This window comes from Candidatus Berkiella cookevillensis (assembly GCF_001431315.2).
Classification (GTDB): Bacteria; Pseudomonadota; Gammaproteobacteria; order Berkiellales; family Berkiellaceae; genus Berkiella_A; species Berkiella_A cookevillensis.
Genome location: NZ_LKHV02000001.1, coordinates 2,678,814 through 2,700,837, shown reverse-complemented (window position 1 = coordinate 2,700,837; position 22,024 = coordinate 2,678,814). Strand labels below are relative to the sequence as shown.

Genomic DNA, 22,024 nt, shown 5'->3' with positions numbered 1-22,024 from the left:
AACTCCACTTAAATTATGCTATCAGAGGACGTTTGGTTCCAACCAATAGAATCCAACCGTTATCAACACAATAAGGTTTGAAATCAAACCAGGCTTTATAACAATCTAAAATGCCATCCGCTTGAGTTTCTAAGAGTCCTGATAAAAGAATGGTGCCACCCGGCAAGCATAAATCTGCCAGTATAGGAGCTAAGCTTAAAAGGGGATTCATCAGAATGTTTGCAACAATAAGTTCGCAAGCAGGAATAGCGGGATCAACACTGGTATAGAGTTTTAATTGATCTGCATTGAGAGCGTTTTTTTCAGCGTTCATTTGCGAGCTTAAGATAGCTTGATCGTCGTGATCAATACCATAAGCAATCATTGCGCCGAGCTTGAGGGCACTGATTGCGAGTATGCTGGTACCGCAGCCAAAATCGATAATTGCTTTATCATCTAGCTTATTTGATGCCAACCACTCTAAACATAGTTTTGTGGTTGGGTGTTGCCCTGTGCCAAAAGCAAGACCAGGATCAAGTGCAACCACCGTGCCTTCAAAGCATGCATCTGGCGCTTCTAATGATTGTGTTGGACATACCCACAGTGAGTTGCCAAATTTTTGTGGTTTAAAATGTTCCAACCAGGCAGTGGTCCAGTTTTTATCAACCAAGGGTTGATAAGAAATGAAACAGGTTGGGCAAATTTTGTTTAAGTACAAAGTTATTTCTTCGAGATCGCAATCAATGGGAAACAAACCTGTGGTAACCACTTTATCCCATAGATTAACTTCTTGTGGGGAAGGTTCAAAAATGGGATTGTCTTCACCGTCTTTATAAGTAACAGCTAGCGCGCCTTGCTTTTCAAGTGCGCTGGTAACTGTGTCCACTTCAGACTTCGATCCCGTGATAGATATTTCGTGCCACGACATTTTCAAGATTTCATTTTCTCTTCTAGGTAATGAATAGAGGTGCCGCCTTTTTTAAATTCGCTGTCCTTCATTAAATCTTGATGAAGTGGAATATTCGATTGTATGCCATCAATGACAATTTCATTCAAGGCATTATTCATACGGCTAATGGCTTCATCACGCGTTTTTCCATGTGCGATCAGTTTTGCAATTAAGCTATCGTAGTTAGGAGGCACTTTGTAAGAGCTGTAAATATGAGAATCTACGCGCAGACCAGGGCCACCTGGTGCATGGAACCAATCAATTCTACCTGGGCAGGGTAAAAAGGTTTTTGGATTTTCTGCATTGATGCGACATTCAATAGCATGACCAGAGATTTTGATATCGCTTTGCTGAACGGTCAAAGGCATACCAGAGGCAATCTTAAGTTGCTCTTTTACAATATCGATACCTGTGATCATTTCTGTTACTGGATGTTCAACCTGAACGCGGGTATTCATTTCGATGAAGAAGAATTCACCATCTTCATATAAAAATTCAAAAGTACCCGCGCCACGATAGCCAATTGCTTGACAGGCTTCGACGCAGACAGTGCCAATTTTTTGACGTTGTTCTTCACTGAGAAAAGGGGCTGGCGCTTCTTCTAGTACTTTTTGGTGACGACGCTGCATAGAGCAATCACGTTCGCCTAAGTGTATAACATGCCCAAAGTTATCAGCCAATACTTGAATTTCGATATGGCGTGGTTTGCATAGATAACGTTCCATGTAGACCATATTATTATTAAAAGCCGCTTGGCTTTCTGCGCGTGTTAAAGAAATGGCATTTAACAGAGCGGCTTCTGTATGGACAACCCGCATACCACGACCACCGCCACCCCCTGCTGCTTTAATAATAACAGGGTAGCCTATTTGCTTCGCTAATTTTAAATTTTCTTCAGGATTATCTTCAAGCGGGCCATCAGAGCCGGGCACACAAGGTACACCTGCTTTTTTCATTGTTAGAATGGCAGAGACTTTATCGCCCATTAAACGAATAGTTTCAGGCTTAGGACCAATAAAGACAAAGCCACTTTTCTCGACCCTATCCGCGAAATCTGCATTTTCAGCTAAAAATCCGTATCCTGGGTGAATAGCAACAGAGTCTGTTATTTCGGCTGCAGAAATAATTGCCGGAATATTTAAATAGCTTTCGTGCGAAGGCGCTGGCCCTATACAAATGGCTTCATCTGCCAAGCGCACAGGCAAGAGTTCTTGATCAACTGTTGAATAGACAGCAACGGTTTTAATACCCAATTCATGGCAGGCTCTTAAAATTCTGAGTGCAATTTCGCCACGATTCGCAATAACAACTTTATCTAGCATAACGATTACTTAATGATTACTAAAGGTTGACCATATTCTACGGGTTGGCCATTTTCTACGAGAATGGCTGCAATAACCCCACTTTTATCTGCTTCTATTTGATTCATCATTTTCATGGCTTCAACGATGCAGAGCGTATCACCTACCTTTACCTCTTTGCCGACTTCAATAAAGCTAGGTGCTTCTGGCGAAGGTGCTCTATACAATGTGCCAACCATTGGAGAGTTCACAACGTGTCCATCGGGGATATGGGTGGGTGCTTGGGATTCACTGTTAGGCGAAGCACTTTGCTCAATGACATGCGTGGCAGATTGGACAGTAGGTGCCGCAGAATGTATGGGAGGCATAACCATAGATGGAGAATAAGTAGGAACATCAATACGACTACGAATGCGTACAGATTCTTCACCTTCTTTAATTTCGATCTCGGCTACGCCAGATTCATCTACAAGTTCAATTAATTTTTTAATCTTACGAATATCCATAAACTTCTCGGTAATGTGAAAAATAGTTAGTGTTTAAGAATTGATAATGCTGCATTGAGCGCGGCATAGTATCCTTGCGCGCCTAGTCCTGAGACTACGCCCACAGCGATATCGGAAAAATAGCTATGATGTCGAAAGACTTCTCTTGCCAGCGGATTACTTAAATGCACTTCGATGAAAGGAATCTTTGTGGCAAGTAGTGCATCTCGAAGACTAATGCTGGTATGAGTTAACGCTGCAGGGTTGATGATTAGGAAATCGACTTTATCTTTGCTAGCCAAATGAATCTTTTCTACCAGCTCGTGCTCAGCATTGGATTGAAAGCACTCAAGTGCGTGACCTTGAGCGAGCGTGTGTAAGGTATCATTAATTTCTTTTAAGGATACATCACCATAGATATTTGCTTCTCTTTGCCCCAATAAGTTCAAATTGGGGCCATGGAGGATGGTTATTTTTGCCATCTGCTTTGATAAAATCACCTTGAAGTGCAACTTGTCGCCGATTCTGCCTGAATCCATGCAAGATGTCTACAAGATAAGCCCATAATACCCACAATGGTACAAAAAATGACCAATTGAAAAGTTTTTTGACCAACTTTTTGCTATTCGAAGACTAACTTTATTTCTGAGTCGCTATTGTGCGCGGCTAGCAGTTTTTCATCAAGGAATTGCTTAAGCAGTGCTAGTTCTTCTAGGCTAGACTGAAATTGTAAAATGAGGAGCAAACCACTCATTTTAGATTGCTGTAAATTAAAGCTAAAATGACATCCTTCTAGCTGTGTTTTTTCGCCAATCGATTTATAGTATTCCTTTAACTCAAGCACTAATTGTTCAGCATATGCTTTTAATTGAGACAAATTAGCTTTGCTGTCAAATAAATATTCTACCTTATGTGTTAGCTTGTGTTGTGTAGAGAAATTAATAACGGGATTTTTAGAAACCATGCCATTGGGGAGCTTTATGGTTCTGCCTGTTGAATAGGCAGGTTGTGTCTCGTAAGTCTCATGTATGGTGATATATAAAGGGCCGATTGATTTTACACGGCCGGTAATTTTTCCAACTTGAACAGTATCGCCTTCGAGAAATAATTCTCTCCAGTTAATAATAAACCAAGCAATGAAATTGGTAATATTGTCTCGTTGTGTGATGGTAACGGCCGCAGATAAGAAGCCAATAAAGGCAAGTATTTGGAAGAATTTATCTATCCAAATTTGCACCAACAGCATAAAGAATATAATTAAGAAAAGATATTTTAATCGTGTCCGCACCTTTTCTTTGCGTCGAACCATTTTAACTTTAAATTTTACAAATAATACGGCAATTAAATAGAGAAAAAGAAAAATAGCGATAAGAAGCGCCGTTTCCAGAAGATTTTCTTTAAGTGGTGCTGAAAGTGCTTTGATGATCATACTTTAATCTTTAATTGCGTATACGCTTCACGGGTGACTTTCCCCTTCAAGAGCACCTCGAAGGGTAAGCAGTCTCAACGCCTTTGAGCATGCTACAGTGAGGGTACACATAAATGTTTGGCCAATTATATATGAATTTTTTCAATTCAGCATCGAAAAAATTAGATAAGAACTTGTCTTCAAAACCTTGTTGACAAAGGCTATTGTGTTTCTGGAAAAGAAGTCATTTTATTTTTTATTCCCGTATCGCTATGGCAAGTAACATGGATGACAAAAGCAGTTTTCTCCGGGCACTTGAGCCAGGAGAAGGCGTTTTTATTAGCTGCTCAACAAATAATCATAATCACTTTCAATTTTGTGTGTGCTCAAGCAATTTAAGAAGTTTGCAAAGCACATCCAGGCAGCGATAGCATTTAAATCTTTAATTTGTGGCGGTAAAAATTTGGGCGCAATGACAATGCCTTCTTCAACCAGTTGTGCTAAATCGCGAATATCTTCTAAATTCGTTTTCCCACAAAATAGGATAGGAATACGTTCTAATTTACCTTTTTTAACGGCAAGCTGTATAAAATTGTAAACCGTTACAAAACCTTTTGTATAAGACAAGTCTTTTGTGAAGGGGCCCATGGTTGCTAAGCTACCTCTAAAAACGCGTGTTGTAAAAGAGTAGGCTGTATCTTCATCATATCCTTCTTCTTGGAAGAAATTAAATATTTCAACAAAGGTTGCGCCTTCTTCTGCTAGCTCAATGGCTCTAATACGATTTGCCAGTTTTTTTAAACGAGCAGGGAAAGATACCAAACATAAGATTTCCATGAGTACGGCTAAGCCTTCTTGTGTTACGGTGGAAGAAGGAGGGCCTTTGCTTAAAAAAGTGCAGTAAGGTTGTAGTTTTCCATTCAATGTTGTACCAATATGTACTAGACCTTCATGCACCTCCAAGAGATTGAGATCACGTTTGTTAAATAAAGCATCTTGTCGCAGCTTAATATAATCTGCGCCTGCTGCGGCGTCAGAAACAATACCATCACTGATAATCACCCTTAAGGGTTTATCTGCTTCTTGAAAATGCCTAGAAAGTTTTTTTTGTAAAATTTCAACCGCTCTTTCGGCATTAATGGTCCTTGGGTCTTCTTGAACTACCTCGCTTTTATCAATTTGGCAGAGTGCTTCTGTCATTAATTGACCTAGCTCAGCAATGGTTGGATCGCCTGCATGAAAGACATCTTTTGCAGATCCATACAGTAGCTTAGATAAATTTGAAAATTCAGGAGTGCCACAGGCTTCTAACATACGCAATACAAGCACATATTCATTACATTTCTTTTTCAGCATTTTGCCGACCGTATTGAACTGCCCTAATTTTCGAGTGACTTGTCGCTCTATAGTATAAAAGACTTCTCGTTGCGCATTAAAATCTATTTTATTCTGCTGAAGATAGTCATCTCGAGAAATTTTAGGCTGTTGCTTGCATTTATGTTTAAAGAAATCTTGTTTGATAGCCTCACTCCACTTGATGGCATCTAAGATGCGTATGGGTTCTTGTGCCTTCACCAGCTCATCCGAGAGTGCCTTGATATTTTCAAGGTAAGGGGTGGGTGTTTTGCGCTTGGTCATCATATCTTTTGCTACTTCAGCTTCGACGATGGTTTGCTCTAACATAATTCTAGCTGATTCCTCATGACCTGTGGCCAATTATTCTGAATTAGGTATATATTTTACTAAGCCTTGCGAGAAAAGGGGCTAAACTACTTTTCCCTACCAATCGTTCTTCTCGAGCTTCTTTTCCGTCTGTGTCAAAAAACAGTATGGCAGGCGGGCCATAGATATTTAAATGATTGATGAGTGCTTGTTTTTCTGCGGTCATTTCTGTCATATCAATCATGAGTAGTTGCCAACTTTGGAGTTTTGATTGGGCGATTGTGCTTGCAAAAATGATTTTTTCATTGTCTTTGCAGGTTGTGCACCAATTCGCATAGGCTTTCACTAAAGTGGGAGATTGATGTTTTTGCGCTGCCATCAAAAATTGATGAAGATCTTCAATCGAATTAATAGTATTAAAATGAAGATCAGCAACCTTGTTTTGCGTTGTGCCATACCATAAATTTGTTAATAGTTGCTGAGGGCTATTATCATTGTTTTTAATGCTAAGTAGGCACACACAGGCCATTAACATAAATAAAACACCTATTCGTGCACCGATTTCTTTGAGACGAGAGAAGGCGCCTAACCAATAGGCTATCAGCAAACACCACAAAGACCACAAGATGAGTGCTGTTTGACTGTTTAATAGGCGACTGATAAGCCAAATACTTAAGGCAAACAAGATTGCAGCAAAAAACTTGTTAACAATATGCATCCATTGGCCGGCTTTGGGTAAATAATGTCCCCCTAAGGTTCCTGCTATCATCAAAACTGATCCCATACCTAAACCCAGACAAAAGAGTGTGCCAGCACCGAGCCAGTAATTTCCTGTTTGAGCAATAAAACTTAAAGCACCTACCAGTGGTGCACTGACGCAAGGTGAAGCGATCAGTGTTGCTAATGTGCCCATGACTACCGCATTCAGATAACTGCCAGCTGGAAAGTTCATTTGCCATTGGCTTATTTTATTTTGGAATGTGGACGGTAAGCCAAAATGTACAACACCTACCTGCACTAAGCCGAGGTAGATGAAAATACTTGCAAAAGCACTGATAAAGAGTGGTTGTTGAAACAAGGCCTGAAAGTTCTTTCCTAAAAAAACAGCGATGACGCCCAGCAGGGCTAAGGTTAATGCCATGCTCATTGTATAACTCAGCGAAAGAAGAAAAGCTTTTTTGGTGTTGAGTTTTTTTTGACCTATAATCACCGAAGATAAAATAGGCAGCATGGGTAGTACGCAAGGCGTAAAGCTTAAGAGCGCCCCTAAGCCTAAGAAGGTTAATAATGTTTTTAAAATGGATGCGCTAAAAAGTGTGTTGGTCTCAGAGGGTGTTGGTGACACGACGTTAAGGGTAGTATTTTCTTTACCCAATGTTTTGGGCTGTGTATTTTTGCTTTCTGTGATGTCAAGAATTTTATTATTTTGCCAGTGAATATTAAATGATTTATCTATGGGTGGATAGCATAGACCTTGTTCTGAACAGCCTTGATAATGAACTTTGAGTGAGGTTGATCCTTGCGCTATATCTTTGAGTGTTAGAATAAATTCTAAGGTATTTTCATAAATAGGTTGTTCTCCAAAATAAGGATCATGAATAATCTTTGTAGGTGGTAATTGTAAATCTGAGATATTTACTTCTTTTTCTCCTTGTTCAGAATATAGAACGAGAGAAATTTGCTTTTGATAAAGGTAGTATCCAGGCGCTAAGATCCAGGAGAGAGAAATGTCGCCTTGTGGATTGACAAAGGTCTGTAGCTGAAAAGCTTGCTCTTGAGATAAGAAATTATTTTTAGGAATACCCAAGCGTATTAAGTCATTCGATTGTGCTTCTGCCAATGCTAAGGTAGGCGCACTCAGTATGAATGTAAGGATCAATGTCAAAGCCAAGATGAGATTTTTCATATATTTTTTTAACTTTATTACTTTTTTCTTCAAATGCTTTCAATGCTAAGGAGCCAGTGTGAGTACTGATTATTGTGTCATTTATTGTACCTGTCCCAATCAAGAAACAGCTGAGAATTTGTCAGCATTATTATTAGAAAAGCGCTTAGTCGCATGCCTTAACATTGTGCCCAATCTAAGCTCTCATTATATCTGGCAAGGCAAAATAACAAAAGGTGAGGAACTTTTGTTGGTCATGAAAACAAAAACAAGCAAGCTAACTCAGGTTGAGGGTCTGATTTTAGAAGTGCATCCCTATGAGTTTCCTGAGTTCATTGCAATGCCAATCATATATGGCAATCGTCAATATTTAGACTGGGTTAATGAAGTGGTTGATTAAGAATAGACTATTCTGAATCCAACACAACGCAATTTCGGCCTTGATCTTTAGCTGCATACAAAGCTTTGTCTGCGGCTTGCACGAGTTTTCCCACCGTGTTATTGGTTGCAGTAAATTCAGCTAAACCGCAGCTTACTGTTGCTGTGAATTCAACGAGTGGATCACTGCTTTGATGTAACAATTTAGAAAACCCTTTGCGAATATCTTCTATTAAAGGCAAAATTACAGTTCTATCTGTTTGTGGCAGAATAATTGCGAATTCTTCGCCACCGTATCTGCCAATACTGTCTGTTTTACGCAAGCGTTGTTTCAGCAATCGTGCGAGGCCTTTAATCACTCTGTCGCCAATAGGGTGCCCATGGTTATCGTTGATGGCTTTAAAATAATCAATATCAATCATGGCAAAGCTTAAGGGCAAATGATTTCTTTTAGCGCGCGCTATCTCGAGATCAAGTTGCTCTAATATGCGTGTATGATTTAACAATCCCGTGAGGCTGTCTTGGATCATTTCAGCTCTGAGCGTTCTGGCTCTGTCTGCTCGTGCTTGAATCGCTAGTACCAAATGTTCAGGCTCCATTGGCTTGGTCAGAAAATCATCTCCACCTAGTTTAATGGCTTTTAATTGCTTATCCAGATCGGCTTCTGCCGATAAATAGACAATGGGAATACTCATATACGGTTCTTGTTGTCGAATCATTTTCGTTAATTCAAAGCCAGAGCATTCTGGCATATACAGATCCATTAAAATTAATTCTGGTTGGAATTCTTGTAATATTTTATTGATTTCCATTGGATTATTAATGGCTTCTGTAATCATGCCTGCATTTTCTAATTGTTGCTGGATAAATTTTGCTTGGGTACGAGAATCTTCCACAATCAGAATGCGATAAGGTGTTATTTCATTTTGATTCAGTGCTATGTGATCTATCTTTTCTATCAGATGTGTAAATTCCACGGGACGCACGAGATAAGCACTGCCACCTGCGCGTACGGCAAATAATCGAGTTGCGACTCTATTATCAAAAGAAACAAATAAAATAGGTACTTTCTCTGATAGCGGTTTAATAAGTGAGGGATCTTTGTTTGTGCAGAATTCAGTGTCTAATAAAATAGCATGATAACTGTTGGGGGGGTGATGATTGATGAGTTCTATGATTTCCTCCAAGCTTTCACAAGAGGAACTCGTATAATTGAAATATTTCACTTGATTTATGATTTCTTCAACTAATTGCTTATCATGTAGCCCAATAATCAAATGGTGTAATTTTTGTGTACTTTCATGTGAGGTCTGAGGAATATCAGTTTCTAAGTGAATTTGGGTGACTTGTCGTAGCATGTCTACTTGAGACTGCAGTGTATTGATGGCATTGCGTGAAAGTGATTTATGCTTAGTACCGATATTTTTGTGAATCAACTGATATATTTTATCCACAACAATTCGAATCGCTGGTTGATTGAGAGCATGAATTGCATTTTGAATATCTACAATAGTTCTTTGTAGTGTTTGCAGATCTTCTTGTGAAATAGATTTTGTATCTAGATTAAAAACAAGATGGGATAATTGATTCACCATTTGTGGAAATTGATGCAAAATGGTGGGAGATACTGCTTGAGTCTTTGCTTCCATGTTGTTTCTTTGTGGGGGGCGTGTATTTTTATTCATCCAAGTTTCACAGCCATAAGTTTGTTGTCCAGCTATATTGCTGGCTGTTGTGCGATTTTTTTGTCCCTAGAGAGGTTAGCATAAGAATAAGAGTAGTACAGACAGTCAGCTTAGGTTGATACTACTTAAATATAGTCATGCGAAAAGACTATATATATTGGCATATGCACTTATCCATCATACCTTGAATATTTGTATTAATCGCCTATTTAGTACTTGCCACTATAGATTTCTATAAAATTGCCCATATCCAGGCTACTTAAGGCTTTTGATTCAAAAAAATTAATCTATTGCCCTTGAACTCATAAATGTTAGTCCATATCATTAGCACTCAGAGAGACAGAGTGCTAATAGAAAGCAAGTTAACTCTTTATTTTAGGTTCCATACTCATAGCAGTCGATTTTTAGGTGAGGCGGCCAGGGAGCGAATCCCCAGGAGTGCACAAATAGTGCATGACTGGGGTGAGAGAGCGCTGCCAACAAAACCTAAAATTCGAATGTGAAGAGTATATTCATTATTTTAATGGAGATTGAAGAATGGCTACTAAGCTCAAAGTGAATCCACTTGGTGATCGTGTATTGGTTAGACAAGACGAAGAAATTCAAAAGACAGAAGGCGGTATCTTCTTACCTGAAACCGCTAAAGAAGCACCTCAGTATGGCACCATTGTGCGTGTCGGTCCTGGTAAACAGCTCGACAATGGCCAAATTCGCGAATTAAGCGTGAAAGAAGGCGACAAGATTATTTTTGGTAAATACTCTGGAACCAAAGTGAAGATTGGCCAAGATGAATTACTCTTCATGCGTGAAGATGACATCATCGCTGTTGTGGAAGGTTAATCGTTTCGATTGATTTTAATTCATTAATTTTAAGTTTAGGAAACAAATATGCCAGCTAAACAATTTCAATTTGATGCAGAAGCACGTAAATCTACCTTAGAAGGCGTTGCAAAATTAGCACGCGCTGTACGCGTAACTTTAGGACCTAAAGGTCGTAATGTTATGATTCAAAAATCTTTTGGTGCACCCCTGATTACCAAAGACGGTGTAACTGTTGCTAAAAATGTTGAATTACCTAACGCACTTGAAAATCTTGCTGCAGAACTTGTGAAAGATGTTGCTTCTAAAACATCTGATGATGCAGGTGATGGTACAACCACAGCAACTGTGTTAGCACACGCAATCTTTGCTGAAGGCAACAAAGCGGTTGCAGCAGGGATTAATCCAATGGATTTAAAACGTGGTATTGATAAAGCAGTAAGAGCCGCTGTTGAATCATTAAAGAGCATCTCTGTTCCTTGCCAAGACAGCAAAGCCATTGCTCAAGTTGGTACGATTTCTGCAAACTCTGATGAAATCATTGGTAATATTATTGCTGAAGCAATGAGTAAAGTTGGTAAAGAAGGCGTCATTACTGTTGAGGATGGCACCAGCATGGATGATCAATTGGATGTTGTAGAAGGTATGCAATTTGATCGTGGCTACATTTCTCCATACTTTGTTAATAATCAACAAAACATGAGCTGCGAATTAGAAAATCCTTATGTTCTATTAGTAGACAAGAAAATTTCTAACATTCGTGAAATGTTACCTATTTTGGAAGGTGTTGCTAAAGCAGGCCGCCCATTGTTGATCATTGCTGAAGACATTGAAGGCGAAGCATTAGCTACTTTAGTGGTTAATACCATTCGTGGCGTTGTTAAAGTATGTGCAGTAAAAGCACCTGGTTTTGGTGATCGTCGCAAAGCTATGCTACAAGATATTGCTGTTTTAACAGGTAGCAGCGTAGTTTCTGAAGAAGTTGGCTTAGTATTAGAAAAATGCCAATTGACAGAGCTTGGTACTGTTAAACGTGCTGTTATTACCAAAGAAAACGCTATTTTGATTGATGGCGCTGGTAAAGCTAATGAAATCAAAGCACGTGTTGATTCTATTCGTAGACAAATTGAAGATACAACTTCTGACTACGATCGTGAAAAATTACAAGAACGTGTTGCTAAACTTTCTGGTGGTGTTGCTGTTATTAAAGTGGGCGCTGCTACTGAAGTTGAAATGAAAGAAAAGAAAGCACGTGTTGAAGATGCATTGCATGCAACTCGCGCTGCAGTTGAAGAAGGTGTTGTGCCTGGTGGTGGTGTTGCATTCATTCGTGCAATTGACGCAGTTAAACGTACAAAGACTGATAACCGTGATCAAGAGCTTGGCGTGAACATTATTGTTCGTGCATTAGAAGCACCACTTCGTCAGATCGTTGCTAACGCAGGTGCTGAACCTTCTGTTGTTCTGAATCGCGTTGCTGAAAGCACAGGTAACTTTGGTTACAACGCAGCAACAGGTGAATACGGCGATATGTTAGAAATGGGTATTCTTGATCCAACTAAAGTATCACGTAGCGCATTACAAAATGCCGCTTCTGTTGCTGGTCTCATGTTGACTACCGATTGCGTAATTGCTGATCTTCCTAAAGATGATAAAGACAGCGATGGCGCGCCTGGTGATATGGGCATGGGCGGTATGGGTGGTATGGGCGGTATGGGCGGCATGATGTAATATAGTCTTCACACATGAATTTTCGGGGGTGTTGTCTTCGCCCTCTCGCAATCCTCATGTACTAATATGTACACTCCGGTTGCTCGAGGCTTGACGCCTACCCGAAAACTCATGTGCTGTGGCTATAAACGCTTCGCCTTTGGCTCTTCGGCGTTGTTGCTAAGTACTTTTGCAATCCTCATGCTCTATATCTGTGCACTCCGGTTCCTTAAGCACTTAGTGCCTCGCCTAAAAGCCATATGCTGTGTGTTTACGCTTCCTATTCGCTAGCTACGCTAGATAAAAAAAGCCCGCAATTTGCGGGCTTTTTTTATCTCTTAAATATAATAGGTTACTGTCGTCATCATTTTTGAAGTTAACTGCATTGTTGTCTTCACCCACATCGGAAAGTGCACCGCACCTTGTTGTAAGGCTAGGGTTGCGTGACTTGCCTCATCAATTTTCATTTGTTCTAAAATAGCTCTGGATTTAAGATCGTGTGTGGGCAATTGCTGAAGATGCTTATCTAAATGTTTCACCACTTGATTTTCTGTTTCATGTAAGAAGCCTAGACTTATTTTGTCTCCTGTCAATCCAGCAAGTATGCCAATAGCCAATGACCCAACAAACCATAAAGGATTTAAATAGCTTGTTTTTGCATCAAGCTCTTTGAGTCTTTGGGCACACCAAGCAAGATGCATTGTTTCTTCTGTTGCTGCATGTTCTAAGGCATTTGCAATGTGGGGATCTCTAGCTGTCCAGCTTTGGCCGATATAAAGCGCTTGAGCACAAATTTCTCCGCTATGATTAATGCGCATAAAACTGGTGATCTTTGCTTTTTCTGTGCTGCTTAGTGCTGTTGATTCTTCCAGATGGGCGCCTGGATGTGTCGCGCTAAATTCATTTGCTGGCACGAGCAAAGTGCGTATACACTGATCAATGCGAGAAATAGTTTTGTCCAGTAGTGAGTAGTTTCTTAAGTAGGTTGACATTCTTTTGACACATAAATCAGGAATTTAGGCACTCATATTATAGGGTGTATTGTATGAGGTAAACCCAAATTCTATAGTGCTAAACATACATAAGGAGTAATCATGCGCAATAAAATAAGTAAAATAGTCACTGCAGCTATCGTTGGTGTAGTGGGGGTTGGTGTTTTCTCGGTCAGTGAGTTAGCGCAGGCTAAGAAAGGCGATGTAGAAAAATGTTATGGTGTGGCCAAAGCCGGTAAAAATGATTGTGGTACAAGTATTCATGCTTGTGCAGGACAAAGTACTCAAGATCAAGATCCAAATGAATGGATTTATCTACCTAAAGGGACTTGCGACAAAATTTCAGGTGGCAAAACAAAATAATAATCATGATCTTAATTTTTATTAAAGAGTTATTGTGTCTTTATCTCAATCCCAAAGATCTGATAGTCACAGACTAGAAGAAGAAATCACAGGTGTAGGGCTTGGTTTACGAGCCCAACATTATAAGACCATCTTAGAAACACGTCCCCTTGTTCCTTGGTTTGAGGTGATTAGCGAAAATTATTTGGCTAAGGGTGCATTAGCAATGCGTCATTTGGAAGCGATTCGTGCCCATTATCCCATTGTCTTACATGGTGTGAGTCTCTCCATTGGTTCTACAGATCCCTTAAATCAATCATATTTAAAATCCTTAAAAGCACTTAAGTCTCAAATCGATGCGGCTTGGATCTCCGATCATCTCTGTTGGTCATCATTCTCTCATCAGTATGTACCAGATTTATGGCCCTTGCCTTTTGAGGATAAAGCAATTCGCCATGTCGTTGAACGTATTTTGAAAGTACAAGATTACTTGCAAGAGCGGATTTTACTTGAAAACATATCTTCTTATCTTCAATTTACACATTCTGTCTTGCCAGAGTGGGAGTTCATTTCGACGATTGCTGCTCAAGCGGATTGTTATCTTTTATTGGATATTAATAATATCTATGTGAATGCAATGAACCATAACTTTGATCCGCGACTTTATATCGATGCCATTCCTCCAGAGCGCGTTAAACAATTACATTTGGGTGGTTTTGAAAGAAAAGAGGCCTATACTCATAGCAGTCGATTTTTACCCGCAAAGGGGCACAATGTAGATGAGGCGGCAAGAGAGCGAATCCCCAGGAGTGCACAAATAGTGCATGACTGGGGTGAGAGAAAGCAGCCAACAAAATCTAAAATTCGAAAGCGAAGAGTATATTTATTAGATACACATGGCCAAGCAGTGCATACTGCTGTATGGGAGCTATTTCAGTATGCGCAGCTGCGTTTTCATAATGTGCCTGTCTGTATTGAATGGGATAATAATATTCCTGATTTCAACGTGCTCCTCGATGAAGCAAAGAAGGCAAAGCATATTATGGATAATGTAGAGGTTTGTCGTTAATGGAGTTAAATGAACTGCAAGCTGCTTTCTTAAGCGAAGTACGTGAAGCAAAAAGTGACGACGCATTAAAAGCGCACGTGAAAAATAGAGGTTGCCTCTCTTGGCAACAGCGCATTGCCATTTATCGAGATAGTTTTAAGGGGAATTTGATAGCGTGCTTAAAGGCAGCCTATCCTGTGTGCTTGCGTTTAGTGGGGGAGGAATATTTTTCGGCGTTAGCACTTCGTTATATTGCAATATATGAGCATCGGCAGCCTTCTTTGGTGTGCTATGGCGATCAATTTGCAGATTTTTTGGCACATTTTGAGCCTGTGCAGCGTGTATTGCCGTATTTGTCAGATGTTGCGCGTTTAGAGTGGGCTTATCATTTGGCTTTAGATAGCCCAGAATACGATACATTGAATTGCCGTGCTTTATCTCAAGTTTCAGATGCAGAGCACATGCGGCTTATTTTTATGTTACCGCCTGCAAGTACATTGCTGTACTCTGACTTTCCTATTTATATGATTTGGAAGATGAACCAACCGGAATCAACACTTCAAAGTGAGATTAGCTTAGCGTCAGAGCCGCAACTTTTGTTTGTTTTTAGATATGATTGGCATGTATACATAGAGCACCTGAGTACAAATGAATTTGAAATGCTAACTCAGATTCAGCAAGGACGATGTTTTGCAGATATCTGCGAGTACTTGTTGCAGAAAGATTCTGCTATCGACATGAATGCAATATTTGCGACTTGCGTGGGACGGAAATGGCTCACAGGTTTTCGATTATCCCCATAAAGATTCATATTAAGTATGAAAAAGCCTAAAAAGATGCAATTCGATTAAAATCGCGGTAGGATGATAGAAAATGATGCTTATATGTGAAGTCTCATGACTGGTTTCCTAAACATTTTTGCTTCTTCTCCTTTCAAACCCATACAAAAACATATGGAAACGGTGTTTGCATGTGTAACATTATTACCAGAATTTATTGAGGCTGTTTCTTCAAAAAATTGGGAAATGGCTCAACATCTTCAACGCCAAATTGTTCAACTTGAATGTGATGCCGATGAAATTAAGCAGCAAATACGCTTACAATTGCATCATAGTTTATTTATGCCTGTTTCACGCTCTGATCTATTAGAGTTGTTGCGTGAACAGGATTTTATTGCGAATGACGTTAAGAAAGTTGTTAGCATTATTCTGGGGCGTCGGCTTGTTATTCCAGAAAGTATTCGTGAAGGTTTTAGCGGCTTTGTGAATGCCTGTTTAAATGCTTCAGAGAAAGCCTATAAAGCTGTATTTGAGTTAGATGATTTGCTGGAAACTGGGTTTAAAGGTCATGAACTACGCTTAGTGAAGCAATTAATCTGCGAATTAGATCAATTAGAAAAAGAAACCGCAGAGATTCAATTGCAAGTGAGGGCAGAGCTTTTTTCCATTGAAAGAAGCTTGTCACCGATTGATGCAATATTTTTGTATAAGATTTTTGATATTACGGGCGCAATTGCAGATCATGCGCAGAAAGTTGGCCATCGATTGCAATTATTAATTACAAATTAGGCGCTGTCTCAAAAAGTTCAGTCAAGGTGCAGATTCTTTGAGCAGCGCAGTTTACACAGGCATAAATGAGCAGTAAAAAAGGCGCAACGCAAAGAGACATTTTTGAGACCGCTTCTAGTCATTTTTTTGACACACGCCCTTTCTTTTATGCTAAAGAGAGAGCGAAGATGTCAAAAATATTAAGCGCTTACAAAAGTATCTTCTTCTAAGCTTTGATCTTCCGATTCATAATCGTGATTGTGTTTAGGTTCTTGGGCATCTACTTGATCTAAGCGATTAATTAAGGATGTTAAATCACTTCTCCATTTTTCATGCTCTGCTTTCAGTGCCAAATTTTCTTCTTCAAGCTCTTCAATTTGTAATCTTAATAGCTCAATTGTATCAACGGCGTACTCAACTTTTTGTTCGAGTTGTAGAAAAAGATCGGTTGTCATAATATTCCTCTGGTGTTTAGCTTTAAAAACAAAAATAAAGGTAGATTTTAGAAGGCTTAGGTGAGCATAGCAAGTCTATATGCTTTCTAAAGCGCTATTTTTAATAGTATTCTCAATTCGCGTAGCGAATTATAATTTCTCACTTTTGTAAAGGGAGACGCTCGTACAGCGTAGCTGTGCGAGCAGAGGGATTTAGCTGGTTGAACTTAAATCTGCAGTATCAATCCCCCTTGCGCACTTAATCAGTGCGCGTCCCCCTTCAAAAAGTGGGATCTTTTATTCGCTTCACTCATATTAATTATTAACGCTACAGTGTGCTCATTTTAGACTTAGATAATCATTTTTTAAAAATAAGTGAATCAATGAAAAATATAGAAGATCCAAAAGAACCAAGTTTGCGTGAAATGCTGGCAAGTGTATTGGCAGCCATGTTTGGTGTACAAAATAGTAAAAACAGAGCGCGTGATTTTCAGAAAGGGAAACCAGCGGTTTTTATTACATTAGGTATTATTGTAGTGACGATCTTTGTGTTGCTGATTGTTATGGCGGTTAAGATTGTTATGTCTTATGCGCCACATTAATACTTTTTGCCGTTTGACAGTAGGTGTTGTTAAATGAAAAAAATGAGTGCAGAACATAACAATCCCCCTTCTTCCTTTGAATGCCAGAAAGAAGGGGGCAGAGGGAGATAAATCATTATGATAGCTAGGCACGACTAGCAAAATAGATTTTCACCCACAATACCTTCATTTTCCATTTTTTCTCTGAGTTCTTTTAAGGCCTCCACTTGTATTTGACGTACGCGTTCGCGTGTCAAGCCTACAACCTTACCCACATCTTCCAGCGTTGTTTCTTCATTGCCAAATAAGCCAAATCTTTGTGCAAGTATTGATTTTTGTTTTTCATTTAAGGTTTCTAAACTGCTCATTAAATGTACAAATAGATCTTCTTGTTCAAACTCATGATGAGGCGATTGGCTATTATGTTCAGCAAGTGCTTCCATCAATGGCTTGTCTGTTTCATCGCCCATCGGAGAATCTAAAGAAAGCGTTCTTTCATTTAAACGAAAGAGTTTATTTACATTATCAGCCTCGATATTGAGTGTTTTTGCAATCTCTTCAAAATTAGGTTCATGATCTAGGGCTTGTGACATATCGCGTGCTTTTCTTAAATAAACATTCAATTCTTTAATAATATGAATGGGTAATCGTATCGTGCGGGTTTGATTCATCAAGGCACGTTCGATATTTTGACGAATCCACCAAGTCGCATAAGTTGAGAACCTAAACCCTCTCTCAGGATCAAATTTTTCAACGGCTCTGATAAGCCCTAAGTTACCTTCTTCAATAAGATCTAAGAGTGTGAGGCCTCGGTTGAAATAGCGACGTGCTATTTTGACAACCAACCGTAGATTAGATTGAATCATATGATTGCGCGCTTTGAGATCGCCTTTAAGTGCCAGTCTTGCGTAATGGACTTCTTCTTCTTGAGAGAGTAGAGGCGTGGCACCTATCTCTCTTAAGTAAATTTGTGTGGGATCTGATTCTTGTAGATCGAGGTAGGTATTTTCTTCTTCTGTCTCATTAATGCTTAAGTCTTCTAGCTCGATATTTTCGCTTGCAACAGGCGCTGCAGCTTTGCTTTTGTTTGGATTATAATCGATTGGTCCGTTCCATGGTTGTTTCATAATTTCCCCCAGCTTTTGATTTTGAGATATTTTTTTTGTTTGACAGACTACATGCATAAAAGAGGCCAATTTAAATTTATATTTTAAATACAATAAGTTGGTTGTTAGTGTGAAAACTAATAAAAAAATAGATGTAAAAGAAATGGGCAGTTAATATTCGTGAAGGTAGTGATACAATGCCTAGGTATGTACATAAGCTAATAAGTTGGATGATGAGGTTATGACTAGGGCAGAATTGATTGATATTCTTGCAAACAAACAACCACAAACTCCTATTAAACAGATAGAGCAGGCTGTTAAGCTCGTTTTTGATCACATGTCAGAAGCACTTGAAAATGGGCAACGAATAGAGATAAGAGGTTTTGGTAGTTTTGCCTTGAGATATCGCTCACCACGCGTTGCTCGCAATCCAAAAACGGGTGAGTATGTGAACACGGAAGGAAAGTATGTTGCTCACTTTAAACCAGGCAAGGAACTTAGAGAACGTGTGAATGAAGCGGTGAAGCAGAGCGAATAATGGTGGACATTATGTATCGCTGCATTTAAATTTTGCATAGCTTCTAATTTTCATAGACATGTAAATTAAAAAGCTTGCACTCAATAAAAATATAATTGCTTTAATTTAAGAGGGATCGAAAGTGTACCAAAACAGCAAAGTTGTCCATTTTTTTGCTATGTTAGTCGCTTGCACTATATTTGCAATGAGTAAACCAGCCGTTGCTGGCTTTGGTGTTGTTGAAGAGCCTCAAGGTGCAGGTGTTTATGGCAATGCACAAAATAAAACCTTCAAAAGTGCTGTAGAAGGCGTGGAATCACTGGATGATTCTGATCGGGCTTTTCTGGCGAGTGTCGAAGAAAGTCGCAGCTTTAAGCGTTGGTATACGCGTGTTATGTTTGGCCAACCCAGGGTTAGCTTAAAAAACATTGAAAACAAAACCAATGGCATTAACCCCTCAAACCCATTAGCAGATGGTACACCCGTTGTTTATAGTAGCGGTGTTCCCATTAGTGAACCTGAGAAAAAAGATGATTCATTTACAGTGCTGTTGGCTTGGGGCTATCACTGGGAGAAATGGGCATGGGAATTAGAACTCATGCTAGCAGAAACCCTAAAATACCAATCTAAGCCTGTTACACCTGGCACCCCAATTCAAGTTCAAGCCGATATTAGTAAAATTGCACTCTTTAATAATTTTGAATATACCTTTGACCATTGGTTTGATTTCCAACCCAGAGATCTGCACTTCTTTACTTTGGCGGGTGTTGGGGTAGCCTTAAAGACGGCTGATATTACAGCCTTAACTTTAGCAGGCCAAGCAAGACAAACACATTCGAGCAGTTTGGCGAGTTTATGTTGGCAATTGGGTTTAGGTGCTCGTTATCAAATAGCACCACATTTCCTACTGGATTTTAGTTATCGATATGCAGACTTAGATTCCGTTAAGTTTGGTCCTGTAGATGCAGTAAAACCCTATGATGGTTTAGCATTTAAGGCTAAAACCTTGCGATCAGTTGGTGGTTTTTTAGGAATAACCTATAAACTTTAATGTTTGTAACGCCAAGAGGGAATGAAGCGTGCGTCAATATAAAAAATTAGCCTATATCTCCTTGACTGCTGTGGTTTGTTTAGTAGGTTGTCAAAAATCAGGACAACAAGCTTGGTGGGATAAAGGGAGCCATAAAAAAGTGGCTCAGGCACAAAACAACAAGCAACCTTCCATCATGGTTGTTGATGATATGGCTGAGGCACCTTCGGATCCAGTTGCACCAAAAGCTTTGATGAAGCCCAAAGCTAAAACGAAGTGGTATTTATTTAGCGCAGCGCCTACCCATCCTAATCCTGTTCCTGATGTGAGCAGAAGACCCGTGAGTTTTGCAGATTGGTGGAAATCTAAATATATTTCTGATGTCACGGTGACGCCATTTTCGAATGCTCAAACAAGTAGGTGGCCAGGGTATTGGGGTTTAGGTTGGTTTCGAGGTGAAAAAGATCTCGACATGACCTCTCATGAATCCATTTATGCGCAAGCAAATCAATACTTCAAAAGAGGTAAAGAAGCTGATTTAGTGAGGGCTTTTGACCTTTATACTGAAGCTGCAAAAATGGGTAATAAATTTGCACAAAATCAGTTAGCAGATATGTATTACCATGGTTTGACAGTGGATCAAAATTACGAGAAAGCGGCTTTTTGGTATATCAATGCAGCTGAGCAGGGTTTGGCTCAAGCGCAGCTCACAACAGGTTACCTCTTTAAAGAAGGCAGAGGCGTGCCTAAAAATTACGATACCGCACTGTATTGGTATCAGTGCGCACTACAAAGTGGTGCTGATGAAGCACTCATCAAAATGGGTCAGCTTTATCAAGCATGGGCCAGAAATTATCAAGATTTAACAAAAGCAGAAGCTTACTATCAGCAAGCGGCAGACAGAGATATGGCCGAAGCGAAGTATCGACTTGCACATTTATATGCAACAAATGATGTGCTGGGTCGAAACTATCCTAAGGCGATTCGTTTATATGAAGCGGCAGGTGATCAAGGCTATGCTGATGCATGGGCTGAATTAGGTGAAATGCATTTAAATGGTTTAGGGGTTGCTCGAAACAAAAATCGCGCTTATCACTGCTTCTTGTTAGCGGCAGAGAATGGTTCTGCAAAAGGCGCTTTTAATTTAGCGGTTATGTATGAAATAGGCGATGGTATTGAGCAAAGCTACAAGAAAGCTTTTCATTGGTATCGCGTCAGTGCTGACTATGATTACCCTTATGCCGCATTCAGACTGGGTGAAATGTATGCAACAGGCCAGGGTGTCCTTCAAGACTATGGATTGGCAAATTACTGGTACAAGATTGCAGCAAGCTGGAATTTAATGACTGCGCATGTCCGGTTGGCCGATCATTATATGATTGGGCGTGGTTTGCCTCGAAGCGATAAAGCGGCTTTTGAACATTTCCATGATGCCGCATTATTAAATGATCCTTATGCACAATATATGGCAAGTATCATGTATCTCAGAGGTATTGGTACTTATCATGACTTAGAAAAATCAGTTTATTGGCACAAAATGGCGGATAAACAAGCTGGTAATGCGGAAGCAAAATACAGAATCGGTCGTTTATACCAATTTGGTACTGGCTTTGATAAAGATACTGCAGAAGCAATCCAATGGTATGAGCTCTCTGCAAAACAAGGTTATGCCCTTGCACAAAATGAACTGGGTGAATTGTATTATAAAGGAAAGGATGTTGATCGAAACTATAAATTAGCCATGCAGTATTTCAAACAAGCGGCTAATCAGCGCTTCCCACTCGCTTACTATAATATTGGTTTGATGCATTACAATGGCCAAGGTACAGCCTTAAATCGTAAATTAGCATTCAATTGGTTTAGTAAAGCAGCTAAAATGGGTGCTGAGTATGCGCAGTACAGAATTGCAAGTATGTACTATGAAGGTTCTGGCGTTAAAGAAGATAAACCAAAAGCCTATGGCTGGTGGTCCATTTCTGCAGATAGCCGACTCGAGAATATTCAAGAGATGCTACAAGCTATTTTATATGATATGAAACCTAATGAAATAGAACGCGCCTTAGCGACATCTAAGGAGTATCACCACCACTATAAGAATCATAACCTCATAGAGGAGAGTAATACCTAGTCTCGTCTTATAGTCTACATGAAAGTATGAAGAACTAA

22 protein-coding genes are annotated in these 22,024 nt (G+C 39.6%); 11 read left to right on the top strand and 11 right to left on the bottom strand.

Features of this window, described 5'->3' with window-relative positions; all coding sequences use genetic code 11:
• Positions 1-13: 13 nt before the first annotated feature.
• The 7 genes from prmA to dsbD form a co-directional block, all read right to left on the bottom strand.
• A complete protein-coding gene (gene prmA / locus CC99x_RS11585) occupies positions 14-907 on the bottom strand; it encodes a 50S ribosomal protein L11 methyltransferase (protein ID WP_077065467.1) in 894 nt (297 codons plus the stop codon).
• 2 nt (positions 908-909) lie between these two features.
• Positions 910-2,250, bottom strand: a complete 1,341-nt coding sequence (gene accC / locus CC99x_RS11580; RefSeq protein ID WP_057625151.1) for an acetyl-CoA carboxylase biotin carboxylase subunit — start codon at positions 2,248-2,250, stop codon at positions 910-912.
• Positions 2,251-2,255: 5 nt separating this feature from the next.
• Complete coding sequence (gene accB, locus CC99x_RS11575; RefSeq protein WP_057625150.1) at positions 2,256-2,735, bottom strand: acetyl-CoA carboxylase biotin carboxyl carrier protein; 480 nt, start codon at positions 2,733-2,735, stop codon at positions 2,256-2,258.
• A gap of 26 nt (positions 2,736-2,761) precedes the next feature.
• Positions 2,762-3,196, bottom strand: coding sequence for a type II 3-dehydroquinate dehydratase (gene aroQ / locus CC99x_RS11570; RefSeq protein ID WP_057625204.1), 435 nt, complete (start codon positions 3,194-3,196; stop codon positions 2,762-2,764).
• A 140-nt stretch (positions 3,197-3,336) separates the two neighbouring features.
• Complete coding sequence (locus tag CC99x_RS11565; RefSeq protein ID WP_057625149.1) at positions 3,337-4,143, bottom strand: mechanosensitive ion channel family protein; 807 nt, start codon at positions 4,141-4,143, stop codon at positions 3,337-3,339.
• 318 nt (positions 4,144-4,461) lie between these two features.
• Positions 4,462-5,760 (bottom strand): flavohemoglobin expression-modulating QEGLA motif protein, encoded by a 1,299-nt coding sequence (locus CC99x_RS11560; protein WP_057625203.1) that lies wholly within the window; start codon positions 5,758-5,760, stop codon positions 4,462-4,464.
• Positions 5,761-5,848: 88 nt separating this feature from the next.
• Complete coding sequence (gene dsbD, locus CC99x_RS11555) at positions 5,849-7,690, bottom strand: protein-disulfide reductase DsbD (RefSeq protein ID WP_057625148.1); 1,842 nt, start codon at positions 7,688-7,690, stop codon at positions 5,849-5,851.
• A gap of 58 nt (positions 7,691-7,748) precedes the next feature.
• On the opposite strand from dsbD, the gene cutA reads away from it, so the two are divergent.
• Positions 7,749-8,069: a divalent cation tolerance protein CutA gene (gene cutA, locus CC99x_RS11550; RefSeq protein WP_057625147.1), complete on the top strand. Its 321-nt coding sequence runs from the start codon at positions 7,749-7,751 to the stop codon at positions 8,067-8,069.
• A gap of 7 nt (positions 8,070-8,076) precedes the next feature.
• On the opposite strand, the gene CC99x_RS11545 is transcribed toward cutA, so the two are convergent.
• Positions 8,077-9,696: a diguanylate cyclase gene (locus CC99x_RS11545; protein WP_158003228.1), complete on the bottom strand. Its 1,620-nt coding sequence runs from the start codon at positions 9,694-9,696 to the stop codon at positions 8,077-8,079.
• Between the two features lie 573 nt (positions 9,697-10,269).
• Between CC99x_RS11545 and CC99x_RS11540 the strand changes: the two genes are divergently transcribed.
• Complete coding sequence (locus CC99x_RS11540; protein WP_057625145.1) at positions 10,270-10,572, top strand: co-chaperone GroES; 303 nt, start codon at positions 10,270-10,272, stop codon at positions 10,570-10,572.
• A 48-nt stretch (positions 10,573-10,620) separates the two neighbouring features.
• A complete protein-coding gene (gene groL / locus CC99x_RS11535; RefSeq protein ID WP_057625144.1) occupies positions 10,621-12,282 on the top strand; it encodes a chaperonin GroEL in 1,662 nt (553 codons plus the stop codon).
• A gap of 317 nt (positions 12,283-12,599) precedes the next feature.
• Here groL and coq7 read toward each other — a convergent pair whose 3' ends face one another.
• Positions 12,600-13,253 carry a 2-polyprenyl-3-methyl-6-methoxy-1,4-benzoquinone monooxygenase gene (gene coq7, locus CC99x_RS11530; RefSeq protein WP_057625143.1) on the bottom strand — a complete coding sequence of 218 codons (654 nt, stop codon included), beginning with the start codon at positions 13,251-13,253 and terminating at the stop codon, positions 12,600-12,602.
• A 102-nt stretch (positions 13,254-13,355) separates the two neighbouring features.
• On the opposite strand from coq7, the gene CC99x_RS11525 reads away from it, so the two are divergent.
• The 4 genes from CC99x_RS11525 to CC99x_RS11510 all read left to right on the top strand — a co-directional run bounded on the left by CC99x_RS11525 (position 13,356) and on the right by CC99x_RS11510 (position 16,211).
• Positions 13,356-13,616 (top strand): BufA1 family periplasmic bufferin-type metallophore, encoded by a 261-nt coding sequence (locus tag CC99x_RS11525; RefSeq protein ID WP_057625142.1) that lies wholly within the window; start codon positions 13,356-13,358, stop codon positions 13,614-13,616.
• 34 nt (positions 13,617-13,650) lie between these two features.
• Entirely contained in the window at positions 13,651-14,664 is a 1,014-nt protein-coding gene (locus CC99x_RS11520) for a multinuclear nonheme iron-dependent oxidase (protein ID WP_057625141.1), read from the top strand.
• Entirely contained in the window at positions 14,664-15,446 is a 783-nt protein-coding gene (locus CC99x_RS11515) for an HvfC/BufC N-terminal domain-containing protein (RefSeq protein WP_057625140.1), read from the top strand. The genes CC99x_RS11520 and CC99x_RS11515 overlap by 1 nt, the downstream gene beginning before the upstream one ends.
• Positions 15,447-15,539: 93 nt before the next feature.
• Positions 15,540-16,211 (top strand): TIGR00153 family protein, encoded by a 672-nt coding sequence (locus tag CC99x_RS11510; RefSeq protein ID WP_057625139.1) that lies wholly within the window; start codon positions 15,540-15,542, stop codon positions 16,209-16,211.
• Positions 16,212-16,390: 179 nt separating this feature from the next.
• Here CC99x_RS11510 and zapB read toward each other — a convergent pair whose 3' ends face one another.
• Entirely contained in the window at positions 16,391-16,645 is a 255-nt protein-coding gene (gene zapB, locus CC99x_RS11505) for a cell division protein ZapB (protein ID WP_057625138.1), read from the bottom strand.
• 362 nt (positions 16,646-17,007) lie between these two features.
• On the opposite strand from zapB, the gene CC99x_RS11500 reads away from it, so the two are divergent.
• On the top strand, positions 17,008-17,226 hold the full coding sequence (locus CC99x_RS11500; protein WP_057625202.1) for a DUF2970 domain-containing protein: 219 nt from the start codon (positions 17,008-17,010) through the stop codon (positions 17,224-17,226).
• Positions 17,227-17,360: 134 nt separating this feature from the next.
• On the opposite strand, the gene rpoS is transcribed toward CC99x_RS11500, so the two are convergent.
• Positions 17,361-18,332, bottom strand: coding sequence for an RNA polymerase sigma factor RpoS (gene rpoS / locus CC99x_RS11495; protein ID WP_057625201.1), 972 nt, complete (start codon positions 18,330-18,332; stop codon positions 17,361-17,363).
• Between the two features lie 220 nt (positions 18,333-18,552).
• Between rpoS and CC99x_RS11490 the strand changes: the two genes are divergently transcribed.
• The 3 genes from CC99x_RS11490 (at position 18,553) to CC99x_RS11480 (ending at position 21,986) form a co-directional block, all read left to right on the top strand.
• The gene (locus tag CC99x_RS11490; protein WP_057625137.1) at positions 18,553-18,849 is read left to right on the top strand and encodes an integration host factor subunit beta; all 297 of its coding nucleotides are present in this window, start codon (positions 18,553-18,555) and stop codon (positions 18,847-18,849) included.
• A gap of 121 nt (positions 18,850-18,970) precedes the next feature.
• A complete protein-coding gene (locus tag CC99x_RS11485) occupies positions 18,971-19,879 on the top strand; it encodes an outer membrane protein (protein WP_057625136.1) in 909 nt (302 codons plus the stop codon).
• A gap of 28 nt (positions 19,880-19,907) precedes the next feature.
• Entirely contained in the window at positions 19,908-21,986 is a 2,079-nt protein-coding gene (locus CC99x_RS11480; RefSeq protein ID WP_057625135.1) for an SEL1-like repeat protein, read from the top strand.
• Positions 21,987-22,024: the final 38 nt, after the last annotated feature.